Origin of the sequence: Smaragdicoccus niigatensis DSM 44881 = NBRC 103563 (assembly GCF_000380645.1) — a bacterium.
Taxonomy (GTDB): Bacteria; Actinomycetota; Actinomycetes; order Mycobacteriales; family Mycobacteriaceae; genus Smaragdicoccus; species Smaragdicoccus niigatensis.
Window position 1 is genome coordinate 93,448 of the sequence record NZ_AQXZ01000014.1, and the last position, 21,336, is coordinate 114,783.

The 21,336-nt window shown below is 64.5% G+C and carries 23 protein-coding genes and 1 tRNA gene; 13 read left to right on the top strand and 11 right to left on the bottom strand.

The genetic code is table 11. The annotated features are described in order from the left end of the window. Positions 1 to 240 precede the first annotated feature (240 nt). Positions 241 to 1,770, top strand: coding sequence for an AMP-binding protein (locus F600_RS0107400; RefSeq protein WP_018159964.1), 1,530 nt, complete (start codon positions 241 to 243; stop codon positions 1,768 to 1,770). Here the strand turns inward: F600_RS0107400 and F600_RS0107405 are convergent. Beyond that, positions 1,721 to 2,695 (bottom strand): hypothetical protein, encoded by a 975-nt coding sequence (locus tag F600_RS0107405; protein WP_018159965.1) that lies wholly within the window; start codon positions 2,693 to 2,695, stop codon positions 1,721 to 1,723. The two genes, F600_RS0107400 and F600_RS0107405, sit on opposite strands and share 50 nt — an antisense overlap. A gap of 78 nt (positions 2,696 to 2,773) precedes the next feature. Here F600_RS0107405 and F600_RS0107410 point away from each other — a divergent pair, with 78 nt between their 5' ends. Beyond that, complete coding sequence (locus F600_RS0107410) at positions 2,774 to 3,391, top strand: MerR family transcriptional regulator (RefSeq protein WP_018159966.1); 618 nt, start codon at positions 2,774 to 2,776, stop codon at positions 3,389 to 3,391. Here F600_RS0107410 and F600_RS0107415 read toward each other — a convergent pair. From F600_RS0107415 to F600_RS0107435, 5 genes are read right to left on the bottom strand one after another with little or no spacing between them, the layout of a single operon-like run. After that, positions 3,388 to 4,026, bottom strand: a complete 639-nt coding sequence (locus F600_RS0107415; protein ID WP_018159967.1) for a YdeI/OmpD-associated family protein — start codon at positions 4,024 to 4,026, stop codon at positions 3,388 to 3,390. The genes F600_RS0107410 and F600_RS0107415 overlap by 4 nt on opposite strands. Before the next feature lie 21 nt (positions 4,027 to 4,047). Beyond that, positions 4,048 to 4,878, bottom strand: coding sequence for an ABC transporter permease (locus tag F600_RS0107420; protein ID WP_026306276.1), 831 nt, complete (start codon positions 4,876 to 4,878; stop codon positions 4,048 to 4,050). Beyond that, positions 4,838 to 5,641 (bottom strand): ABC transporter ATP-binding protein, encoded by an 804-nt coding sequence (locus F600_RS0107425; RefSeq protein ID WP_018159969.1) that lies wholly within the window; start codon positions 5,639 to 5,641, stop codon positions 4,838 to 4,840. The genes F600_RS0107420 and F600_RS0107425 overlap by 41 nt, the downstream gene beginning before the upstream one ends. Continuing rightward, positions 5,638 to 6,111, bottom strand: a complete 474-nt coding sequence (locus tag F600_RS0107430; RefSeq protein ID WP_018159970.1) for a MarR family winged helix-turn-helix transcriptional regulator — start codon at positions 6,109 to 6,111, stop codon at positions 5,638 to 5,640. Before F600_RS0107430 ends, F600_RS0107425 begins: the two co-directional genes overlap by 4 nt. Before the next feature lie 30 nt (positions 6,112 to 6,141). Next, on the bottom strand, positions 6,142 to 6,471 hold the full coding sequence (locus F600_RS0107435; protein WP_018159971.1) for an ArsR/SmtB family transcription factor: 330 nt from the start codon (positions 6,469 to 6,471) through the stop codon (positions 6,142 to 6,144). 88 nt (positions 6,472 to 6,559) lie between these two features. On the opposite strand from F600_RS0107435, the gene F600_RS0107440 reads away from it, so the two are divergent. Then, a complete protein-coding gene (locus F600_RS0107440; protein ID WP_018159972.1) occupies positions 6,560 to 7,774 on the top strand; it encodes an MFS transporter in 1,215 nt (404 codons plus the stop codon). 30 nt (positions 7,775 to 7,804) lie between these two features. Then, positions 7,805 to 8,050 (top strand): DUF2630 family protein, encoded by a 246-nt coding sequence (locus F600_RS0107445; protein ID WP_018159973.1) that lies wholly within the window; start codon positions 7,805 to 7,807, stop codon positions 8,048 to 8,050. On the opposite strand, the gene F600_RS0107450 is transcribed toward F600_RS0107445, so the two are convergent. Both F600_RS0107450 and F600_RS0107455 read right to left on the bottom strand, forming a co-directional pair. Next, the gene (locus tag F600_RS0107450) at positions 8,051 to 8,830 is read right to left on the bottom strand and encodes a L,D-transpeptidase family protein (protein ID WP_174523547.1); all 780 of its coding nucleotides are present in this window, start codon (positions 8,828 to 8,830) and stop codon (positions 8,051 to 8,053) included. It abuts the gene before it with no gap. A gap of 135 nt (positions 8,831 to 8,965) precedes the next feature. Next, a tRNA-Leu gene (locus tag F600_RS0107455) sits at positions 8,966 to 9,051 on the bottom strand. Positions 9,052 to 9,194: 143 nt separating this feature from the next. On the opposite strand from F600_RS0107455, the gene F600_RS0107460 reads away from it, so the two are divergent. The 7 genes from F600_RS0107460 (at position 9,195) to pknB (ending at position 18,102) form a co-directional block, all read left to right on the top strand. Beyond that, the gene (locus tag F600_RS0107460) at positions 9,195 to 9,947 is read left to right on the top strand and encodes an FHA domain-containing protein (protein WP_026306277.1); all 753 of its coding nucleotides are present in this window, start codon (positions 9,195 to 9,197) and stop codon (positions 9,945 to 9,947) included. Between the two features lie 129 nt (positions 9,948 to 10,076). Beyond that, positions 10,077 to 10,547 (top strand): FHA domain-containing protein FhaB/FipA, encoded by a 471-nt coding sequence (locus F600_RS0107465; RefSeq protein ID WP_018159976.1) that lies wholly within the window; start codon positions 10,077 to 10,079, stop codon positions 10,545 to 10,547. Further along, a complete protein-coding gene (locus F600_RS0107470) occupies positions 10,544 to 11,974 on the top strand; it encodes a Stp1/IreP family PP2C-type Ser/Thr phosphatase (RefSeq protein ID WP_018159977.1) in 1,431 nt (476 codons plus the stop codon). Before F600_RS0107465 ends, F600_RS0107470 begins: the two co-directional genes overlap by 4 nt. Continuing rightward, complete coding sequence (locus F600_RS0107475; RefSeq protein ID WP_018159978.1) at positions 11,974 to 13,368, top strand: FtsW/RodA/SpoVE family cell cycle protein; 1,395 nt, start codon at positions 11,974 to 11,976, stop codon at positions 13,366 to 13,368. The genes F600_RS0107470 and F600_RS0107475 overlap by 1 nt, the downstream gene beginning before the upstream one ends. Then, complete coding sequence (locus tag F600_RS0107480) at positions 13,365 to 14,828, top strand: peptidoglycan D,D-transpeptidase FtsI family protein (RefSeq protein ID WP_018159979.1); 1,464 nt, start codon at positions 13,365 to 13,367, stop codon at positions 14,826 to 14,828. The genes F600_RS0107475 and F600_RS0107480 overlap by 4 nt, the downstream gene beginning before the upstream one ends. A 2-nt stretch (positions 14,829 to 14,830) precedes the next feature. Then, positions 14,831 to 16,195, top strand: coding sequence for a protein kinase domain-containing protein (locus tag F600_RS0107485; protein WP_040630779.1), 1,365 nt, complete (start codon positions 14,831 to 14,833; stop codon positions 16,193 to 16,195). Then, positions 16,192 to 18,102 carry a Stk1 family PASTA domain-containing Ser/Thr kinase gene (gene pknB / locus F600_RS0107490; RefSeq protein WP_018159981.1) on the top strand — a complete coding sequence of 637 codons (1,911 nt, stop codon included), beginning with the start codon at positions 16,192 to 16,194 and terminating at the stop codon, positions 18,100 to 18,102. Before F600_RS0107485 ends, pknB begins: the two co-directional genes overlap by 4 nt. Positions 18,103 to 18,137: 35 nt before the next feature. Here pknB and F600_RS0107495 read toward each other — a convergent pair whose 3' ends face one another. Beyond that, positions 18,138 to 18,788 carry an aminodeoxychorismate/anthranilate synthase component II gene (locus F600_RS0107495; RefSeq protein WP_018159982.1) on the bottom strand — a complete coding sequence of 217 codons (651 nt, stop codon included), beginning with the start codon at positions 18,786 to 18,788 and terminating at the stop codon, positions 18,138 to 18,140. A 96-nt stretch (positions 18,789 to 18,884) separates the two neighbouring features. Here F600_RS0107495 and crgA point away from each other — a divergent pair, with 96 nt between their 5' ends. Next, complete coding sequence (crgA, locus tag F600_RS0107500) at positions 18,885 to 19,148, top strand: cell division protein CrgA (protein ID WP_018159983.1); 264 nt, start codon at positions 18,885 to 18,887, stop codon at positions 19,146 to 19,148. Between the two features lie 54 nt (positions 19,149 to 19,202). Next, positions 19,203 to 19,646 carry a PH domain-containing protein gene (locus F600_RS0107505; protein WP_018159984.1) on the top strand — a complete coding sequence of 148 codons (444 nt, stop codon included), beginning with the start codon at positions 19,203 to 19,205 and terminating at the stop codon, positions 19,644 to 19,646. 123 nt (positions 19,647 to 19,769) lie between these two features. Here the strand turns inward: F600_RS0107505 and F600_RS0107510 are convergent, their stop codons facing one another. Both F600_RS0107510 and F600_RS0107515 read right to left on the bottom strand, forming a co-directional pair. Next, positions 19,770 to 20,750, bottom strand: a complete 981-nt coding sequence (locus tag F600_RS0107510) for a rhomboid family intramembrane serine protease (RefSeq protein WP_081628757.1) — start codon at positions 20,748 to 20,750, stop codon at positions 19,770 to 19,772. A gap of 18 nt (positions 20,751 to 20,768) precedes the next feature. Beyond that, positions 20,769 to 21,314 (bottom strand): peptidylprolyl isomerase, encoded by a 546-nt coding sequence (locus tag F600_RS0107515; protein ID WP_018159986.1) that lies wholly within the window; start codon positions 21,312 to 21,314, stop codon positions 20,769 to 20,771. Positions 21,315 to 21,336 lie beyond the last annotated feature (22 nt).

Sequence of the window (21,336 nt, forward strand, 5' to 3'; positions counted from 1 at the left end):
GGTCCGTTGGCCGCGACGTCTCCGGTGGGTCACGACCCTGAGTCAGCGCCTTCTCGTTACCGGCTGGCCCCGGGACGGGAGGGCCAAGGTCAACTACCCAGAAGCGCATTCCTGCAGTTCAGTGGGGTGACTCTCGCCGATTTGACCCCTGGGACATAACCCTGGGTCACGGATTTGTCACGCGAAACTGACCCAGCGACAACCATTCTCAGCGGCCGATTCGGAAGGTAGGTTCAACGCATGCTCGTGCCACTCACCGCTCGCGACTTCATCGATCGCGCCGAATTGGTTTACCCCGACCGAATCGCCTTCGTGGACGAGCCGGATCAGCCCGCGCCTTCCCTGGGCTCGATCACGTATGGGCAAATGGCGAAGAACGCCCGCGCGCAGGCCGCCAAACTCGACTCCCTCGGGATCGAACGGGGTGCGCGCGTGGCGGTCATTTCACAGAACTCGGCCCGCCTGCTGACGTCGTTCTTCGGTGTCTCCGGGTACGGCCGAGTTCTGGTGCCGATCAATTTCCGGCTCACCGAGCACGAGATCGCGTACATCGTCGAGCACTGCGGTGCGGACATCGTCTATGCCGACCCGGCGGTGAGCCAGATCCTCGAAGGTCTCGACGTCACCCACAAGTTCGTCTTGGGTAACGATGACGACCTGTACGACTATTCGGTCGCCCCACGGGAGTGGACCGACCGCGATGAGAACTCGACCGCGACGATCAACTACACGTCCGGCACCACCGCTCGGCCGAAGGGCGTCGAACTCACGCATCGCAACGTGTGGCTCAACGCCGTGACCTTCGGGCTGCACACGTCGGTCACGGACCGGGACGTGCTTCTTCACACGCTGCCGATGTTCCACTGCAACGGCTGGGGCATGCCCTACGTCAACACCGGATTCGGCACGAAGCAGATCGTGCTTCGGCAGGTCGACGGCGCCGAGATCCTGCGCCGAGTTGACGAGCACGGAGTGACGCTGATGTGTGGTGCGCCGGCGGTCGTCAATGCGGTGCTCGATGCCGCCGCGACGTGGGACGGACCGATCCCGGGTCGGGACCGCGTGCGCGTCGTCGTCGCGGGCGCACCTCCGCCGACCCGGACCATCGAACGCGTCGAAACCGAGCTCGGCTGGGAGTTCATCCAGATCTACGGCCTGACCGAGACCGCACCCCTGCTTACGGTCAACCGCACGAGGTCCGAGTGGGACGAGCTCACACCGAACGAACGCGCACGTCGACTCGGTCGCGCTGGCGTGGCGGCGATCGGTGTCAAGCTGAAGACCGACGAGAGCGGCGAGATCCTCGCGCAGTCGAACCACATCCTCGGGGGCTACTGGCAGCAGCCCGATGCCACCGCCCAGGCTCTCGACGGCGGCTGGTTCCACACCGGTGACGGCGGCCAGATCGATGACGAGGGCTATGTCGTCATCTCGGACCGCAAGAAGGACGTCATCATCTCGGGCGGCGAGAACGTCTCGTCGATCGAGGTCGAAGACGCGCTACTGAGTCACAGTTCCATCCGCGAGGCCGCCGTCATCGGGGTTCCCGACGAGAAGTGGGGTGAGCTGGTCACCGCACTCGTCGTCACGGACGGCTCCGGAATCACCGCGGAAGAGATCGTCGCGTACTGCCGGACTCGGCTGGCGGGGTACAAGCTTCCCCGCCGGATCGAGTTCCGCGACGAGCTCGCCCGAACCGCCACCGGAAAGCTCCAGAAGTTCAAACTGCGGGAGCCGTTCTGGGCTGGCCAGCAGAAGAAGGTGAACTGACCCTCGTCGGGTAACCCGTGACCACGGCGGTCGTGAGTCCGACCAGGACGATCGCGACGACGATGCCGAGCTGACCCAGGGTCATGACATCGGGTCGTACGACGGGCTGACCACGCAGGGCCTGGACGGTGAGAACGCTCAGCAACCCGAAGTAGCCGACGGCGACCGACCACACCAGCAGCATCTTGCTGAACGCGCGAGTGATTCCGAACCGGCTCAGCAACGCGAACCCGGCCAGGCACGCCAACGGCACGATCTGCAGCGCGTGCATTCCGACGAAGTGCGGGATCCGAAGGTCACCGCCCGTCGTGGACCAGCCGAGCAGCGGCAGTCCCGGACCGCCGTCTTCGACGCCGACGCTGTGGGCACCCATGATCGTCGCCGCGCCGCCTTTGGCTTCCTCGAGTTGAGCTGCAGTCGGCGAGGTCATGGGAAACGCGACTGCCAGCCCGGCAAGGGAGATTGTCGCGCCGAGGCGAAGAGCGAGCGATGTCGCGGCCTCGAGTAGCGGTTGACGCCACAAAAGCACTGTCCACACGACGTTGGCGACGAACAAGACCCCGATCGTCGCACCCATGGTGCTCCAGAGCGCGGCGTCCAACGGGGTCGCCACGTTGAAATGGCTGCGGTGCAAGCGGACCTGCTGTCCGACGATGACGATCATTTCGATGACGCCGGCGGTCGTGATGACAGTGCCCAGCCACCAACCGAGCCGCTGCCAGCGCGTTTGCAGGGACAGCAGCCACGCCCAGGTGACTCCGTAGATCGTGAAGGAAAGCGCGAACTTGAAGGGCTTCGCCCATAGTGGTGCGCCGACGAGTGATCGGTCGTCGACCAGCAGGCCGATGACGGACACGACGACGAGAACAGCCATGGCTGCGGCGAAGGTGACGAGCGGACGGTGAGCGGACCAGATGGATTTCATGACTGACTCCAAAACGGATAGTTCCACTATCTATAACGGATAGTAGTACTATCTATTCGTAGGTCAAGGGGGTATTTGATGAAGATGGCGGAGCTATCGCGTGAATCCGGGGTGCCGGTCGCGACAATCAAGTTCTATCTCCGCGAAGGCCTCCTCACGGCCGGCGATCGCACCCAGTCGAACCAGGCCGAGTACCACGAGCACCACGTCAAGCGGCTTCGACTGATTCGGGCCATGGTCGGCGTCGCGCAGACACCCATCGCGGACGTTCGAGACGTGCTCGCCGCGATCGACGATCCCGAGGTGAACGCTCACTCGGTGTTCGGTGTTGCCCAACGCGGCGTGATGCCGAAAGCGGGCCTGCGGGCCGAGGGGCCGCTTCCCGAACGTCTCGAACGACTTGCTGTCCAACGGAATTGGACTGACACCGAGGACAATCCGGCTTGGCAGGCGGCAGCGAGCGTTCTCCGCAGCTACGACGAACTCGGTGCGGATGACATCACCTCGGTCCTCGATGCCTACGCCGAGGCGGCGGAGATCGTCGCGCGTGCCGACATCGCCGCCATCGCCGCTCGAAAAGGGTTGGTCAACCAGGTCGAAGGCGTGCTTCTCGGCACCGCACTGGGCGACGTTCTCTTCGCATCGCTACGACGCATTGCGCAAGAACACGTCTCAGCGCAGCAGTTCCCGACTTAACCGAGCTCGGCGCGGACTTTCGCGACCCAGGCGGGTTCTTTGCCGTAGCGCACGTACTTGACCAGCTGCCCAGCGGCACTCTCCGCGACCAATTCGGCGATGCGCTTGTCCCGCGTCGCCTGCTGCTTCGCGGACATGACCCAGCTCTTCATCTGCTTTTGATACGACGCGGTGGCGGCCTGCCAGAACGTCCACGCGCGGACGTTGCCCTTCAAGAGTTGTTCGTACTCCGGAGGCAGCTCGCGCTCACCGTTCTCATACGAGTAGATCCCGGACTTGTGTGCCTTTCGCCGCTCGAACGCGGCGATTCCCGCAGGTCGCATCCGGCCAGCGGCGGTCAGTTCGGCCACGAGGTCGATGTTGATCTGGCTCCAGACGCTGGTGGGGCGGCGTGGGGTCCAGCGTTGACGGCGGGTGTTCTCGTCGATGCTCTGGACGAGCGAGTCGATCCACCCGAAGCACAACGCCTCCGGCACCGCCTCTTCCCAGCTCAGGCCGCGGGGCACGACGTGCTTCTTGTTGAAGCCCATCCACAGCTCGGGCGCAGATTCGTGATTTGCCTCGAGCCAGGCCCGGAAGTCCTGGGCATCATCGAAGAAGATCGCCGGCTTCTCGGATGTTCCGCCTTCGCGCATGAGTCGATGATGCCAGGAAGGTCAGCGCGAGAGTCGGCCCAGCAAGGCCGCCGCCGCCACGATTCCGGCGATCGCCGAGCCGCCGAGCACGGCGAAATCGAGCCAGTAGTTCGTCGGCAGGCCGAGCAACAGTCCGCGCAAGGCGCTGACCTCGTAACTCAGCGGGTTGCCATGACTGATGATCTGCAGCCAACGCGGCATGAAATCGATCGGGTACAGCGCGTTCGACGCGAAGAACAGGGGCATGGTGATTGCCTGCCCGATACCCATCAGCCGGTCGCGTTTGAGCACGATCCCCGCGATCGTCACGGATAAGCACGCAAAGAATGCCGCGCCGAGCAGCACGACAACGACGACTCCCAGCAGTCGCAGCGGGTTCCATGTCATGCCCACACCCAGCAGTGCGGCGACGAGAATGACGATGAAGGCTTGGGCGATCGCGCGGACACCCGCTGCGAAGGCCTTGCCCGCGACGAGAGCGGTTCGGGGCGTCGGCGTGACGAGAAGCTTCGTGAGCACGCCAGAGTCGCGCTCCCAGATGATCATGATTCCGTAGAAGATCGAGACGAACAGCGCCGATTGGGCGATGATCCCGGGCGCCAGATAGTCGATGTAAGGCACCCCGTCACTCGGGATCGCCCGGATCTGGCTGAACGTCTTGCCAAAGACCACCAGCCAGAGCACCGGCTGGATCGCGCGAGTGAGAAGTTCACTGCGGTCATGCCGAAGTTTCTGCAGTTCGACGAGGCAGAACGTCCCGATTCGAGAGAACAATCGCAATACGCGTCGAGCCCACGTGGGTTCGGAAATCTCAGCCCATTCGGCCGGCGGTGCGACGAGTGGCACGGACACTGCGCAGACCTCCCTTCTCGGCTTCGGTCAGGCTGTCGCCGGTGTAGCGACGGAACACGTCCTCGAGGCTCGCGTCGGGTCCGATTCCAGCCTTCAAGTCGTCCGGTGCCCCGATGACCCGCATCGATCCGCGGTGCATCAACGCGACCCGATCACACAGCAGGTCGGCCTCTTCCATGTAGTGCGTGGTGAGCACGACCGTCATCCCGTAGCGCTCCTGCATGTCCGTGACGCGTTGCCACACGCTGTCGCGGGCGACCGGATCGAGCCCGACGGTCGGCTCGTCGAGAACCAGGAGGGCGGGCCTATTGACCAGGGCCTGCGCCAACTCGAGCCGTCGCACCATGCCGCCGGAGAACGTCGAGGCCAGGCGGTCCGCGTCGGGGAGCAGATCGACCATGTCAAGGACCTCATCGACCCGGGCTTTCCGTTCTCGCCTCGGGACATCAAAGAGACGAGCGAACCACGTCACGTTCTCGCGCGCGGTCAGACCGCCCTCGATCGACAGCTGTTGCGGGACGTACCCGAGCAGGCGCCGGACCGCCATTGCGGAGTGGCGAACGTCGTGCCCGAAGACTCGGACGTCACCCTTCTGCACGGGCAGCAGGGTATTGATCAGCCGGATCGTCGTGGTCTTCCCGGCGCCGTTCGGTCCGAGCAGACCGAAGCATTCGCCCTGCTCAACGCTGAAACTCAGATCATCGACCGCGGTGAAGTCGCCGAACTTGTAGGTGACGCCATCGAGCGACAGTGCCTCGTTCATATCCGTACCCCCACCGACTCGCCGAGCAGCGCAGTCAGCTTGCTCAGGACCGGAAGCGCCTCCGCCAAGGACGCGACTTCGGCCGACGTGAGGTCCGCGATCGACTCCGACAACAGCGCGGTCCGGTGGTCGCGCCAGTTCTCGAGCTGTTGCCGGGCGGTAGGAGTGAGGTCGAGCCGGGCGATCCGTCGGTCCTGCTCATCGGTGTGGCGGACGAGAACGCCCAGTTCAGTGAGTTGCCGGACGAGTGTGCTGACGGTGTTCGGTGCGACGCCGAGGTCCGCTGCGACGTCGGCCACCGACAGACCGGGAGACATCCGCACCGAGCGCACGACATCGATCTGCGCGCCCGTGAGACTTCCGGCCGGAAAAGGGCTTCCGGCCCGGTGCCGAATGTGGTGGCGAAGATTGCCCAGGATCGTGCCCAGTTCGTCTGCGATCGCAATGTTCGTCGAGTTTGGGTCTGCCACGACTCGATAATACCTCTGAGTCAGAGATATTTACCGACCACCGGTCTCACTGTTCGCCGCTGCCGTGACCGCCGCGAGCAGCCCCGGCACCGCCGCATCGACATCGTCCGACCGCAGCCGTTGGCATACGTTTCCATCTACCGTGACGCGCTCGGTGATCCCGGCTTCGCCCAGGATCTTGAAGTGGTGGGCGGCAGTCGATTTGTTGATGCCGTCATAGAGGGTGCTGCATCGCGCCTCGCCACCGGCATTTGTCAGGCGGCGGACCATCTCGAGACGCACCGGATCCTGCAGCGCGAGCAGCAGCTGCTGGACCCTGCCAACTGGGATTCGAGTCACCTCGTCGACGGTCTCGGGCATAATTCCTCACCTTTATTGGTTTGACGGATATCAAACCTTGCGTACGGTGAGGTTTGACGTACATCAAACCTACCGGAATCAGGTCGACATGACGACAGTGGCACTCGGCACGGGTACAGACGTCGCTACCGACGCACAGCAACCACAGCGCTGGGCCTACGCACTCGTCCTCACCCTCAGCGGAATCGCTCTCGGCGTCTCTGGCATGCCCGCCCCGCTGTACGGCATCTACCAGTCCGAATGGCACTTCACGCCGCTGACGACCACGGTCGTATTCGCGGTCTACGCGTTCGCCGCACTCGGCGCAGTTCTGGTTTCGGGAAAGATCTCCGACGTCGTCGGCCGTAGGCCCGTCCTGCTCGGCGCGACCGCCGCGCTCATCGTCGGCCTAGTCGTCTTCTTGTTCGCCAGCAATGTGTGGATGTTGCTCATTGCTCGAGCGATTCACGGCGCTGCGGTTGGCTCGATCGTCGTCGCCGGTGCGGCCGCACTCATGGATCTGAAGCCGGCGCAAGGTACTCGGACTGGTCAGCTCAGTGGCGTCAGCTTCAACATCGGCATCACCGCCGCGATCCTGACGTCGTCATTGCTTGCCCAATACTCGCCATATCCGCTGCGTATGCCCTTCGTGGTGATCGGTGTGCTCGTCGCCGCGATCGGCGTCGGCATCGTGCTCCTCCAAGAGACGCACACCTCGCGCACCGCCGGTCCGATCCGGATCGCCAAGCCCGCTGTCCCGGCCGAGATCCGCGTCGACTTCTGGTTCGCGGCGCTCGGCGTGATGGCGTCCTGGTCGGTACTCGGTGTGCTGCTGTCGCTGTTCCCGACCCTCGCGGCGCAGAAGACCGGCGTGCACAACATCCTGTTCGGCGGAGCGGTAGTGGCGGTGTCGGCCTTCGCCGCCGCGATGGCACAGCTGCTGGCCACCGACGTCGAGGCGCGGCGGGCGGCGCTCCTCGGGGACATCGGGATGGCGGGCGCGCTCGCGCTGACGATTCCGGCCCTCGCCAGCCACAACCCGTACCTCGTCTTTGCGATCTCCGCGACTCTCGGCGGTGTCTTCGGACTGAGTTTCGGCGGTTCGTTGCGGCACCTGTCGAACGTCGTGCCCGCAGACCGCCGGGGCGAGACGATGTCGGCGTACTACCTGCTCGCCTACTCGGCGATGGCCTTCCCGACGATCGCAGCCGGTTGGGCAGCGACCGAATGGGGTCTGGCGGCGATCTACCCATGGTTTGCGGGCGCCGCGGCGTTCGCGTGCCTCGGGGCCGCTTTACTCGGCGTCCGGCAGCCGCGTCCGTAGGCTGGGCAGCAAGACAACTGGAGGAAACCGATGTCTGAAAGCGAGATCCTCGCGCGGATCCATAACCTCGTCGAGACCGAGCATGCGCTGCGCAACATGGTCGAGTCCGAGTCGATCTCCCCAGCGGAGGAGCAGCAGCGGCTTGCCGAGATCGAGCGCACGCTCGATCAGTGCTGGGACCTGCTTCGGCAACGACGGGCCCGCAGGAGTGCCGGCCAACTGCCGGAAGCTGCCGAGGTCCGGCCGGTCGATCAGGTCGAGGGTTACCTCCAGTAATCAGCTGCCCGACAGCAGGGAATCGGCGATCGCGCTGAGCAGGTCACCCGTTGGCGCGGCGCTGTCGGCGGCGACCGGCGCTGGCGGACTGGCTGGGGCCGCAAGGCCAACCGTCGAAACCGGCGCCGTCGGAGGCGCTACGCCGACCCCGATGAGAATGCGCGGTTTCTTCGCCGGGTCCAGCCATTTCAGGATGTTCTGCATCGAGTTCTTGTCGACGGCGACGCAGCCGAGCGTGGGTGAACCATCGGTCACGTGCAGGAAGATCCCTGCGGTATGTCCCGGAATTCGGTTCGGATTGTGCGCGATGTTGACCGCGTAGTCGTACACCGGCCCGCTGTTGTAGAGGTTCTCACTGCCGCCGCCCGGGCTCGCCGACTGGTGCACCATCGTGTTGTAGGTCGGCGACGACGGGTTCTCGTCCCACCAGTCTTGTGTCGTGACCTGCGTGTACGGCATCGACGTCACCGGATTGACGAGACGTCCGAAGGCGATATCGAGGGCAAAATCTCCGACCGGGGTCCGTGGCACGCCGTCTTGGGGCTCGCCCATGCCGACCTCGCCCACATAGGCCTTGACCGGCCCGAGAACGCGCTGCCACGTTCCGTCGGCCACCTTGTCGTACGTCGACAACGTCGCGGTCGTGTCACTGGCGTTGGCCGAGTTCACCACGACCAGCTGCTGGCCGATCTCCTCCGCCGACGCCGTGGCCCCCGGTGTGACGGCAAGGACGGCTAGCAACCCGACGAGTCCCACGTGTCTCAGGATCAACAGTCGCATCACTTCAGTGTCGCGAGGCACAGTGCGCACGTCCGGTCAGTGGGTCACGAAAGGACCTCGATCCCCGCGACCTCGTCGGTAATCGTCGCCAAAAACAAAGAAAGAGGTCGATCCATCCGGATCGACCTCTACTTTTGGTGGGCGAGGGGGGACTTGAACCCCCACGTCCTTACGGACACTGGCACCTGAAGCCAGCGCGTCTGCCATTCCGCCACTCGCCCGAGCGACGATTGAGAACACTAGCAGAACTTTCAAAAATCTCCGATTCGTGCCCCTGACTAGGCAACTCACGGCCAAGCCACACCCGGATCCGGAGCACGAACACGACTAGTATTCAAAGTCGGCAACAAGATAAGGAGTGCAGGTGGGGATCGTCGACCGATTCGAGCGCAAACTCCAGGGCGCGGTAGGCGACGCGTTTGCGCGCGTTTTCCGAGGTGCCGTGCTGCCGCAGGAGGTCGAGGCGGCACTCAAACAAGAGGCGTCCGGCGCGGTCCAGACGCTCGAGGGCGGTCACAAGCTCGCGCCGAACAGCTATGTGATCACCGTCAACGCGAGCGACCACGAACGTCTCGCCAACGACCGCGCGCTCACCGTACGCGCCTTCTCCCGCCATCTCGAGGACTACATCCGCGAACAGGGCTGGCAGACGTACGGCGACATCCAGGTCAGGTTCGAAGCCTCCGAAGTCCTCCACACCGGCCAATTCCGCACCAGCGGACTCGTTGATCCAGATGTTGTGAACCCCGACGCCCGGACGCGGGCTTCGGCACCGCCCCAGCCACCGAGTTCAGGAGCACGACCGATGCCCTCGACCGAGACCTCCCAGGCCGCGGCCGCCACGCTGTTCCTCGAGGACGGCAGTCACCGTGCATACCGTCTAAAGAACGGTGTCAACGTCGTCGGACGCGGCCAGGACGCCGACTTCCGACTTCCGGACACGGGTGTCTCGCGTCGCCATTTCGAGGTCCACTGGGACGGCAGCACGGCCGTTCTCCGTGACCTTGGATCGACCAACGGCACACTGGTCAACGGCCACCCTGTCCGCGAATGGCAGCTCGCCGACAACGACGTCATTCGGGCTGGAAACTCCGAGATCCACGTTCAATTCGGCTAGCCAGAAACTAAGTCGGAGCGAGGATCTGAGCATCGCCGCAGAAATCCTCCACAACGCCTCAAACGACCGCTACGTTGGTGAGGAACTGCGCCCTTCGCGCAGAATCCTCCAGAGGAAAAGAGGTTCGGAATGCAGGGCTTGATCTTGCAACTGACCCGTGCCGGCTTTCTTCTGATCCTGTGGCTGTTCATCTGGACGATCTTGCGAACGCTGCGCAACGACGTCTATGCAGCATCTGGCATGCGCGTCCCCAGCCGCCCGCCGAAGGCTGCCGGTGCACCAGCAGGACCGAGCTTCCAGAAGGCCAAGGGTGCGCGCATGCTCGTCGTCACCGCCGGCCCCCTGCAGGGCACGAAGATCCCGCTCAGCGCCAATCCCGTACTCATTGGACGGGCCGACGATTCGACTCTCGTCCTCACCGACGACTACGCCTCGACGCGCCACGCCCGCATCTCGCCACGCGGCAATGACTGGTACGTCGAAGACCTCGGATCCACCAACGGCACCTACCTCGACCGCGCCAAGGTCACGACTGCTGTGCGGGTTCCGCTGCGGACCCCCATCCGCGTCGGAAAGACCGTGATCGAGCTGCGCCCGTGACGCTGGTTCTGCGCTACGCCGCCCGCAGCGATAGAGGCCTCGTCAGGTCGAACAACGAGGACTCGGTCTACGCCGGTGCTCGCCTGTTGGCGCTCGCGGATGGCATGGGCGGTCACGCGGCTGGCGAGGTCGCCTCGCAGCTCGTCATCGCCGCGCTGGCTCCCCTCGACGACGATGAGCCCGGCGATGATCTGCTCACCAAGCTCGCCGACGCCACTCGCGAGGGCAACGAATCGATCGCCGACCATGTCGACGCCGATCCCGAACTCGACGGTATGGGCACCACGCTGACCGCAATTCTCTTCGCGGGCAAGAAGCTTGGTCTCGCACACGTCGGCGATTCGCGCGCCTACCTCCTCCGCGACGGTGAGCTCACGCAGATCACCCGCGACGACACGTTCGTCCAGTCGCTCGTTGACGAAGGCCGAATCACTCCGGAACAGGCGCACACGCATCCGCAGCGCTCGCTCATCATGCGCGCGCTCACCGGCAACGATGTCGACCCGACCCTCACCATCCGCGAGACGCGCGAAAACGACCGTTACATGCTGTGCTCGGACGGTTTGTCCGACGTCGTCAGCGACGAGACGATCGCGGCGACGATGCGCAAGGCCGACAACGTCGACGAATGCGCCGAGCGTCTCGTCGAACTCGCCCTCCGCAGCGGTGGACCCGACAATGTCACGGTCATCGTGGCGGACGTCAAGGACGTCATCGTCGCCCCGCGGCCGTCGAAGCCGATCGTCGCCGGCGCCGTTTCGGACACCGACGAGAACTCCCCCACCCCGGACACGGCCGCGGGCCGCGCCGCCGCGATCCGACCGCAGAAGTCCACGCCCCGGCGATCGGTCCTCGTCGCTGAGGACGAGCCACCGAAGCGGATCAACAAGCTCCGCCTGTTTCTGATCGTCCTGGCCGTTGCTGTCCTCGCCGTCGTCGGCGTATGGGGTGGACTGCAGTGGATCTCGACGAGCTACTACGTCGGCGCCGATGGCAACAAGGTCGTCATCTACAACGGCGTCGACGCCTCGATCTTCGGACGTTCGATGAAGGACGTCGACTCGGTAGCCTGCATCTCCGAGAAGGGCGACTTCAAACTTCTGAAACCGGGCGTCAAGCCGACCGACTGCAACATTCTCCTGGTCGAAGATCTGCGTCCGTCCGCGCGCGCCGACGTCCGATCCGGTCTTCCGCTGACCAACCACGACGATGCCGTGCAGGCCATCCGCCGCATCGCGGTAAATGACCGGCTTCCGCTGTGCAAGACAGCGGAAGAGCTCGCCACCGAGACTCCGACGCCGGCACCCACGACGACCACCGAGCCGTCGCCGACTCCGTCGACCTCGCCCGGAGCCACGACCACGGCACCGACTCCCACGACCACTCCCGTTCAGACCCCCGGCCAGACCTGCAGATTGGCCAAGTGATGTCGGTACCCACCCCGCAGACCACACCTCCAAATCGACGCAATGTCGAACTGACGCTCCTCGGTTTCTCGGCCGCGGTCACCGTCGCGGCGTTGATCATCGTCGAGCTCAGCCAGGATCGCTTCCTCGATGCGAACCTCGCGGTGTATATCGTGGCCTACCTCGTGGTCTTCCTCGGTGCGCACCTTGCGGTCCGCCGCTTCGCGCCCTACGCCGACCCGCTGATCCTGCCGATCGTCGCCCTACTCAACGGCATCGGACTGGTGCTGATCTATCGACTCGACCTCGCCAGCGCCGCGGAAGGGGATCCGAGTTCGGCGGCCACCGCGCAGGTGCGCTGGATGGTCCTCGGCGTGATCGGGTTCGTCGCGGTCCTCATCCTCATCCGCAACTACCGCGTCCTGGCGCGCTACGGATACACGATCGGCCTCGCCGGCATCGTCTTCCTCGCCATCCCCGCGGTGCTGCCCGCCTCACTGTCCGAGACAAACGGCGCGAAGATCTGGATTCGTCTGCCGGGCTTCAATATTCAGCCGGGTGAGTTCTCGAAGATCGCGCTCATCATCTTCTTCGCGGCGATTCTCGTCGCGAAGCGGGATCTGTTCACGACCGCCGGCAAGCACTTCCTCGGGATGGATTTCCCGCGCCCACGGGACCTCGGTCCGGTCGTTGCCGCGTGGATGATGTCGATCATGATCATGGTCTTCGAGAAGGACCTCGGCACCTCGCTGCTGATCTTCTCGACGATTCTGGTGATGCTCTACATCGCGACCGAACGCGTCGGCTGGCTCGTCATCGGTGCTGTGATGCTCGTTTTCGGCTATCTCGTCGCCAACATGGTCTTCAGCCACGTTCAGGTCCGTACCCAGACCTGGCTCGATCCGTTCGCGACCTATGACACGACCGGATTCCAGATCTCGCAATCCTTGTTCGGCCTCGCAACCGGCGGAATCGGCGGTACCGGACTCGGCAGTGGACGGCCGAACGAGGTTCCGTTCGCGAACACCGACTTCATCATCGCGACGATCGGTGAAGAGCTCGGTCTCATCGGTCTCATCGCGATCCTGGTGCTGTTCCTCGTCATCGTCATGCGTGGTCTGCGCACTGCGCTGTCGGTGCGGGACAGTTTCGGAAAGCTGCTCGCCGCGGGACTTTCGGTCACCATGGCCGTTCAGCTCTTCGTCGTTGTCGGCGGCGTCACCAAGCTCATTCCGCTCACCGGTCTGACCACGCCATTCATGTCCTACGGAGGTTCGTCGCTCCTGGCGAACTACTGCCTTATCGCGTTGCTCATGGTCATCTCGAACGACGCGCGTGAACCTGCCCCCACGACCCGGCCCGCACCGAAACCTGCCATTGCCGAGGCCATGACCGAGGAGCTGCGGCGCCCATGAACACCCCGCTACGCAAGGTGGCCATCGGCGTCATGGTCATGATCGTCGCGCTCATGGGCAACGCCACGTATGTGCAGGTCATCAAGGCCGACCAGCTGCGCAATGATCCCCGCAACTCGCGCGTTCTGCTCGACGAATACTCGCGCGAGCGCGGTCAGATCACCAGCTTCGACGGTCAGATTCTCGCGATCTCGAACCCAAGCGATGACCGCTTCAAGTTCCAGCGCGAATATCCCGAGGATCCGAAGGCGTTCGCGCCGGTCACCGGCTTCTACTCGATCCAGTACGGCAGTAGCGGACTCGAGCGCGCCGAGGACGGCATCCTCGCCGGCTCGGACAACCGCCTGTTCGGCCGTCGGTTCATCGACATGCTGCAGGGTCGCGACCCGCGCGGCGGCAACGTCGTGACGACGATCAACCCCACGCTGCAGAAGATCGCGTACGAGCAGCTGACGTCCCGCGGCTACACGGGATCGGTTGTCGCCTTGGAGCCGAGCACCGGCAAGATCCTTGCCCTGGTCTCGACGCCGAGCTACAACCCGTCGTCGCTGGCCTCGCACAACGCCACCGAGACCACAGACGCCTGGAGTCAGCTCGCCAACGACCCGACGCGTCCTCTCGCGAATCGTGCGGTCAACGAGCTCTACCCACCGGGTTCGATCTTCAAGATCATCACGTCGGCCGCGGCGCTCGAGCATGGCTTCACGCCGGCATCCCAGGTCACCGGCGCGGCGTCGATCACCCTCCCGGGAACGAACACTCCGCTGCCGAACTACGGCGACCAGTCGTGTTCCGGTGGTGCGAAAACCGTGACTCTGACGGTGGCGTTCGCGAACTCGTGCAACACCGCATTCGCCGAGGTCGCACAGCAGATCGGCGAGGACGCATTCCGCAGCAAGGCCGAGGAGTTCGGGCTCGACAAGAAGCCGTCGAACATCCCACTGTCGGTCGCCGAAAGCGAACTCGGTGACATCCCGGACGAGCCGGCGCTCATGCAGAGCGCGATCGGCCAGAAGGACGTCAAGATCACGCCGCTCGAGGGCGCGATCATGGCGGCAACCGTCGCCAACGGTGGTGTCCGGATGCGTCCGCAGCTTGTCGCCGGCCTGCAGGGTCCGGATCGCTCGACCGTCTGGGCGATGGATCCCGAGTCGCAGGGCGAAGCGATGTCGCCGTCGACCGCACAGCAGATCACCCAGATGATGATCGAGTCCGAGAAGCACTCTGGCGGTGGCTATATCGGTGGCGCCCAGGTCGCGTCGAAGACCGGTACCGCGGACGCTTACACCAGCCCGAACCCGTTCTGCTGGTACGTGGCCTTCGCCCCGGCGACGAACCCCAAGATCGCGATCGCGGTCATGGTCGAAAACGGTGGCGGAATCGGACCGGGCGCGGTCGGTGCGACCGTCGCGGCCCCGACCGCCCGCGCTGTCATGGCTGCGGCCCTGCAGGGGTCGTGACGATGCTCACCAACGGAGCAGTGATATCGGATCGGTACCGCCTGCAGCGGCTCATCGCCACCGGCGGTATGGGTCAGGTGTGGGAGGCACACGACTCGCGGCTTGGCCGCGCGGTCGCGATCAAGGTGCTCAAGCCGGAGTTCTCGGATGACCCGACGTTCCAGGAGCGGTTCCGGGTTGAGGCCCGCACAACGGCCAAGCTGAACCACCCGGGCATCGCCGGCGTCTACGACTTCGGACAGACCACGGATCCCCAGGGCCAGCAGACGACGTACCTCGTGATGGAGCTGATCCAGGGCGAGCCGCTCAACTCGGTGATCGCCCGGCTCGGGCGCCTGCCGATCACCCACGCTCTCGACATGCTCGAGCAGACCGGCCGCGCGCTCGCACACGCCCATTCGGCGGGCGTCGTGCACCGTGACGTCAAACCCGGCAACATCCTCGTGACGCCGACCGGGGTAGTGAAGATTACCGACTTCGGAATCGCCAAGGCCGTTGATGCGTCACCAGTGACGAAAACCGGCATGGTCATGGGTACCGCCCAGTACATCGCGCCCGAACAGGCGCTGGGCCACGACGCGACCTCAGCGTCGGATGTGTACTCTCTGGGCGTCGTCGGATACGAAGCTTTGTGCGGAACGCGTCCGTTCGCCGGCGACAACGCACTGGCCGTCGCGATGCAGCATGTGCGCGAGGAGCCGCCGCCACTGCCGTCCGACATCCCGCAGCCCGTCCGCGACCTTATCTCCTGGACGTTGGCGAAGGATCCCTCGCGCCGATACCGCAACGGCGCCGAGTTCGCCGATGCAGCCGCAACCGTCCGCGCCGGAGGTAACCCGCCGACGCCGGCTGGCGCGTCTACCGGAACGGCGACCCAGTCCATCCCGAGCGCAACCGCGATCATCGCTCCCCCGCCCGGGAACGCAACCACCATCATGCCGACCGGGGCAGGCACCCAGGGAATGCCGATGGGTGCCGGAACCCAGGCCATGCCGATGACGCATGCGCAAGCGGTGTCGCATCGTCCGCAGTACGGATCGCAGCCACCGGCATACCGGGACAACCGCGGAATGGGCGGCATCCAGAAGTTCGTCGCCTGGCTCGCCGCAGTCGCCCTGCTGCTGGCCATCGGTATCGCGCTGTGGGGCATCTTCACCGCGATGATGAACGACCGAAACGGCACCTCGGGCGAGACCACCACTGAGACGACCCAGGAAACGACCGAAGAAACCACAACGAAAACGACGACGACTACCAGCGCGCCGCCGACGACAACCACCCAGTCGTCGCCTACAACTACTAAAGAGACAACTACGGCTCCGCCGCCCACATCGAACGGTAGCTTGCTATTTCCTGGCCAACGATGAGCACTCCACGCATCCTGTCCGACCGCTACGAACTCGGGGAAATCCTCGGGTTCGGTGGTATGTCAGAGGTGCATCACGCACGTGACATCACGGGTGAGCGAGATGTCGCGATCAAGGTCCTGCGGGCCGATCTGGCCCGGGATCCAGCGTTCTACCTGCGGTTCCGGCGCGAGGCGCAGAACGCGGAGCAGCTCACCCACCAGGCGATCGTCGAGGTCTACGACACCGGTGAGGCGATCACCGACACGGGGCCGTTGCCGTTCATCGTCATGGAGTACGTCGACGGCCAGACACTGCGGGACATGGTCCGGACCGATGGCCCGCTCCCGGTTCGCCGCGCGATCGAAATCATCGGCGACGTGTGCGCTGCCCTCGACTTCAGCCACCGCCGAGGAATCGTCCATCGTGACGTGAAGCCCGCGAACATCATGGTGAGCCGGTCGGGCGCGGTGAAGGTCATGGACTTCGGAATCGCACGCGCGATCTCCGAGAGCACGAACCCGATCACGCAGACCGCCGGCGTTATCGGTACGGCGCAGTACTTGTCGCCGGAGCAGGCCCGCGGCGAGCGCGTCGACCGTCGATCGGACGTCTACTCGCTCGGCTGCGTGCTGTACGAGATCCTCACCGGGCAACCGCCATTCAAAGGCGACTCGGCGGTTGCGGTCGCCTACCAGCACGTCCGCGAGGATCCTCGGTTGCCGTCGACGGTACTCAAGACCGTTCCGCGCGAACTCGACTCGATCATCCTCAAGGCGATGGCGAAGAACCCGGACAACCGGTATTCGACCGCGGCCGAGATGCGCAACGACCTCATCCGGGTCCTGAACGGTCAGAAGCCGCTGGCGCCGACCGTCATGACCGACGATGACAAGACCGTTCTGCTCGGCACGATCGACGCGGGCGGGACCAACTACGCCACCGTCGACAAGGCCGAACCGGAGGACATCCGACCACGCGACGACCATCCACGCCGATGGCCTTGGCGCTGGCTCCTGCTGGCGCTACTTGCCGCTCTCCTCGTCGGAGCGCTCGCGGGATACCTCACGAGATCCGGACAGATAGAGAATTCATCGGTCACCGTCCCGTTCGTGGTGGATCAACCGGTGAAGGAGGCTACAGCGGCCTTACAGGACGCAGGTTTCCGAGTCACCATCCAGGAGAAACCCGACCGAACCGTTCAGGCCGGTCGGGTAATTTCTGTTCTCCCCCTTCAGGGTTCGAAGGCTGATGCGGGGTCCACCGTCACTCTCGAGGTATCGAACGGCAGACCTCTGGTCACCGTCCCGATCCTCAACGGAATGACCAAGGACGAGGCGAAGAAGAAACTCGAAGAGGTCGAACTCAAGCTGGACAACGAGGTCGACCAAGTCGCCTCGACTCGTGACCAGATCGGCCATGTCGTGGAGACGAAACCCGCTGGCGGACTCCGCGTCGATGTCGATTCCACCGTTCGGCTTTCGATTGGCCGTGGTCCGGACCAGGTCAAGGTTCCGTTGGTCCTTGGTCAAGACCTCGACACCGCGCGTTCGAACCTCGAAGCCGCGGGCTTCACCGTGATCGTGGAGACCGTCGAAGACTGGCACCCGAAGAACCAGGTGGTCCGCACCAGCCCCGGCGGTGGCGCCGAGATCGACAAGGGCTCGGCCGTTACGATCTACGTCTCGAACGCGGAGGGCATCCGAATGCCTAATCTGCGTGGCATGAACGTGCCGCAGGCGATGGTGACGCTCCGCGCGGCCGGCTGGACCGGTAGCCCGGACAAGCTCGTTCAGCGACAGGTCGCCCCGTCGGGACCAGGTGACATCGGTCGCGTCCTCGAGCAGTCGCCGTCACCGGACGCGAACCTCGGGAAGAACCAGACCGTGACCATCTCCGTGGGCACGGTCGGCGCACCGCCGGCCTAGGATAGCGGGCCGGGGCGGTGGTCCCGGAAAGTGGCCTAGGCCGACGCCGAGAAGGCTGCCGCGACCTCGGCCTCGAAGCCGGCCACCAAGCCCTCGGCCGGGCGCTCACCACACACTCCGAGCCAGTTCGCGAGCATGCGGTGTCCGCCCTGAGTCAGGATCGATTCCGGGTGGAATTGAACGCCGTGAATCGGCAGCGTGCGGTGCTTCATCGCCATCACCAGCCCGCTTTCGGTGCGTCCGAGCACCTCGAGCTCTTCCGGGATCGTCGGCTCGAAAACGGTGAGCGAGTGGTAGCGGGTCGCACGGAACGGATCGGGCAGCCCTTCGAGGACTCCACCGCCGTTGTGGTGGACCATGCTGGTCTTGCCGTGAAGCAGCTCCGGGGCACGGTCCACGGTCGCGCCGAACGCGGCACCGATCGCCTGGTGTCCCAGGCACACACCCAACAGCGGGGTCTCGGCTCGGGCACACGCACCGACCAGGCCCATCGTGGCGCCGGCTTTGTCGGGCGAGCTGGGTCCGGGGCTCAGCAGGATGCCGTCGTAGCTGTTGGCAACCGCGTCGAGGTCAGACAGACCGGGGTCGTCGTTGCGCACGACCTCGGCGTTGACACCCAGCTGTCCAAGGTACTGAACCAGGTTGAACACGAAGCTGTCGTAGTTGTCGACCACGAGAATGCGCATGAATGCAGGTTACTTCGTACGCGCAATCCATTTGCATACGGCGTGCTATAGACACCTCACTCTTCCCGGGGCGTCTGCGCCGCTAAAGTGACATTCATGCCGAAGTCGAAGGTCCGCAAGAAGCAGGACTACACGATCAATCCCACCAATCGCACTCCGGTGAAGATCAGCGCTGGTCCGTCCCCGGTCTGGTACGTCGTTCTCATGCTCGGTTTCATGGTGGCCGGGCTGCTGTGGCTCATCATTTATTACCTTGCCGGTGGCCTGATCCCGGTGATGGCTGACATCGGCCCCTGGAACTTCATCATCGGCTTCGCCCTCATGGTGGTCGGCCTGTTGATGACGATGCGATGGCGTTGAGTATCACCGACCGAACTACATCGATGTTATTCATCCCCAATGTGGATAACTCCTGTGGATAACTCTTCATCCAGTTATCAACAGCAGTGGTCCACCCCGATCGCCGGCCTCTCGATCATCGGCACACTTGGAGTCGTGCTGCTGTGTGCCGCCATATTCACGCAGAACAACGCGCCCGGCCGTGTCATCGCCACGCTTGCCGGTCTGGGCGCACTGTTGGTGTTCGCACTTGGCTTGCGTCGCCGTCCGCGGCTCGCGATCGAACCGGGCCCGGCTCTCGTCCTGGGCCGGCTTCGACACCCGGAGATCTATCTCCCGAGCGACATCGCACGGATCCGCGCGACGAGCTTCTCGCGCATCGGTCGCAAGGTTCACCTGCTCGAACTCGACCTTCGCCGCGCGTCCGAGGAGCACTTCGTGGTGCTCAGCCGGTGGGACCTCGGCGCTGATCCGCGCGATGTACTGGCGGTTCTGGAGCGGGCCGGACTGACCGGCTAGCGGGCGACGGCCCTACCGGCCGTCATCGGCTCCGCTGCCAGGCGACAAGTCTCCCGAAAACTGCTCTGTACAAAACGCGCCTTTCGTACAAGCCCCCGGTGCGGAGACATTGGCCCCGGCGACTCAGAGCCCGTACTGCGCGCGCAGTTGAAGCGCGCGCACCACGATCATCGCCAAACTCGCGAAGATGACGGCCAGCACGATCCCCCACTGCACGGCGCGCGGGGTTGCGCCCGGCTTGGTGCCGATGCCAAGCCACTGCGGACCGAACAGAATTCCGGCGGTCGACAACACTCCGGCCGCCAGTCCGCCCAGGTGCCCCATCAGCGAAATCCCGGGAAGCGTGATGCTGATGAAGACGTTCAGCGCGATCACCGTGAGCACCGGACCGGGACTCTGGCGGATACGCAGCAGAATGACGGCCTGCGCGCCGAACAGGCCGAAGATCGCACCCGAGGCACCCGCGGTCTGCGACAGGACGTTCTGGAACATCATGACCGCCGCCGATCCACCGAGGATCGACGCGAAGTAGACCGCCAGATACCGCGAGCGACCGAGGATGATCTCCACGTCGCGGCCGACAATCCACAGCGCCAACATATTGACGAGCAGGTGGATCGGGCCGAAATGCAGGAAACCGCTGGTGACGATCCGCCACACTTCTCCGTCGGCAACGGCGAGCGGAAGGAGCGATGAGTCCTTGAAGAGCTTCGAAGTGTCGTTGTAGGCGACGGACCCAGCCATCGCGACCGTGATCGCGAAAACGGCGACGTTGATGGCGATGAGGGCATACGTGACGATCGGAGCGGATCGCTGTCGTCCACCGCCGAGCCCGCGTACCTCGCGGACCTCACGCTGTCCGCGGGCCACGCAGTCAACGCACTGGAAGCCGACTGTCGCCGGTCGTAGGCATTCCGGGCAGTTCGGTTGGCCGCAGCGCTGACAGGTCAGCAGCGTCGGCCGATCGGGATGACGAACGCAGACGGGGGCAGGTTGGTTATGCCACTGAGGTGGGACATGCGGGGGCTGACCCCCGGGCTGTCCCTGGCCAGGGGGAAACCCACCTGGGCCGAATCCGCCGTTGAATCCGCCTGCGTTCGTCATTCCGCTTTTCTCAGATGATCAGGAGATGGTGATCGACTCGATGACGACCGGGTCCGTGGGACGGTCCTGGCGGTCAACCGAGGTGCTGGCGATGAGGTCGACAACCGCCTGCGACTGCGGGTCGGTGACCTCGCCGAAGATCGTGTGGCGACGGTTGAGGTGCGGCGTCGGGCCGACAGTGATGAAGAACTGCGAACCGTTCGTTCCCGGTCCGGCGTTCGCCATGGCAAGCAGGTACGGCTTGTTGAACTGCAGCTCCGGGTGGAACTCGTCGCCGAACTGGTATCCCGGGCCACCACGTCCGGTGCCGGTCGGGTCGCCACCCTGGATCATGAAGCCGGAGATGACGCGGTGGAAGGGAGCGCCGTCGTAGAACGGGCCCTCGTTCGTGCCCTGAGCGTTCTGTCCATACTTCTTGGTGCCCTGCGCAAGGCCGACGAAGTTCTCGACGGTCTTCGGCGCGTGGTTCCCGAACAGAGCGATGGCGATGTCGCCGCGATTGGTGTGCAGAGTGGCCGTAGCGGTCTTGATGGCCTCGGCATTGTTAGAAGTCACGGGGTCCATCGTGCCATTGGATGCAGTGATT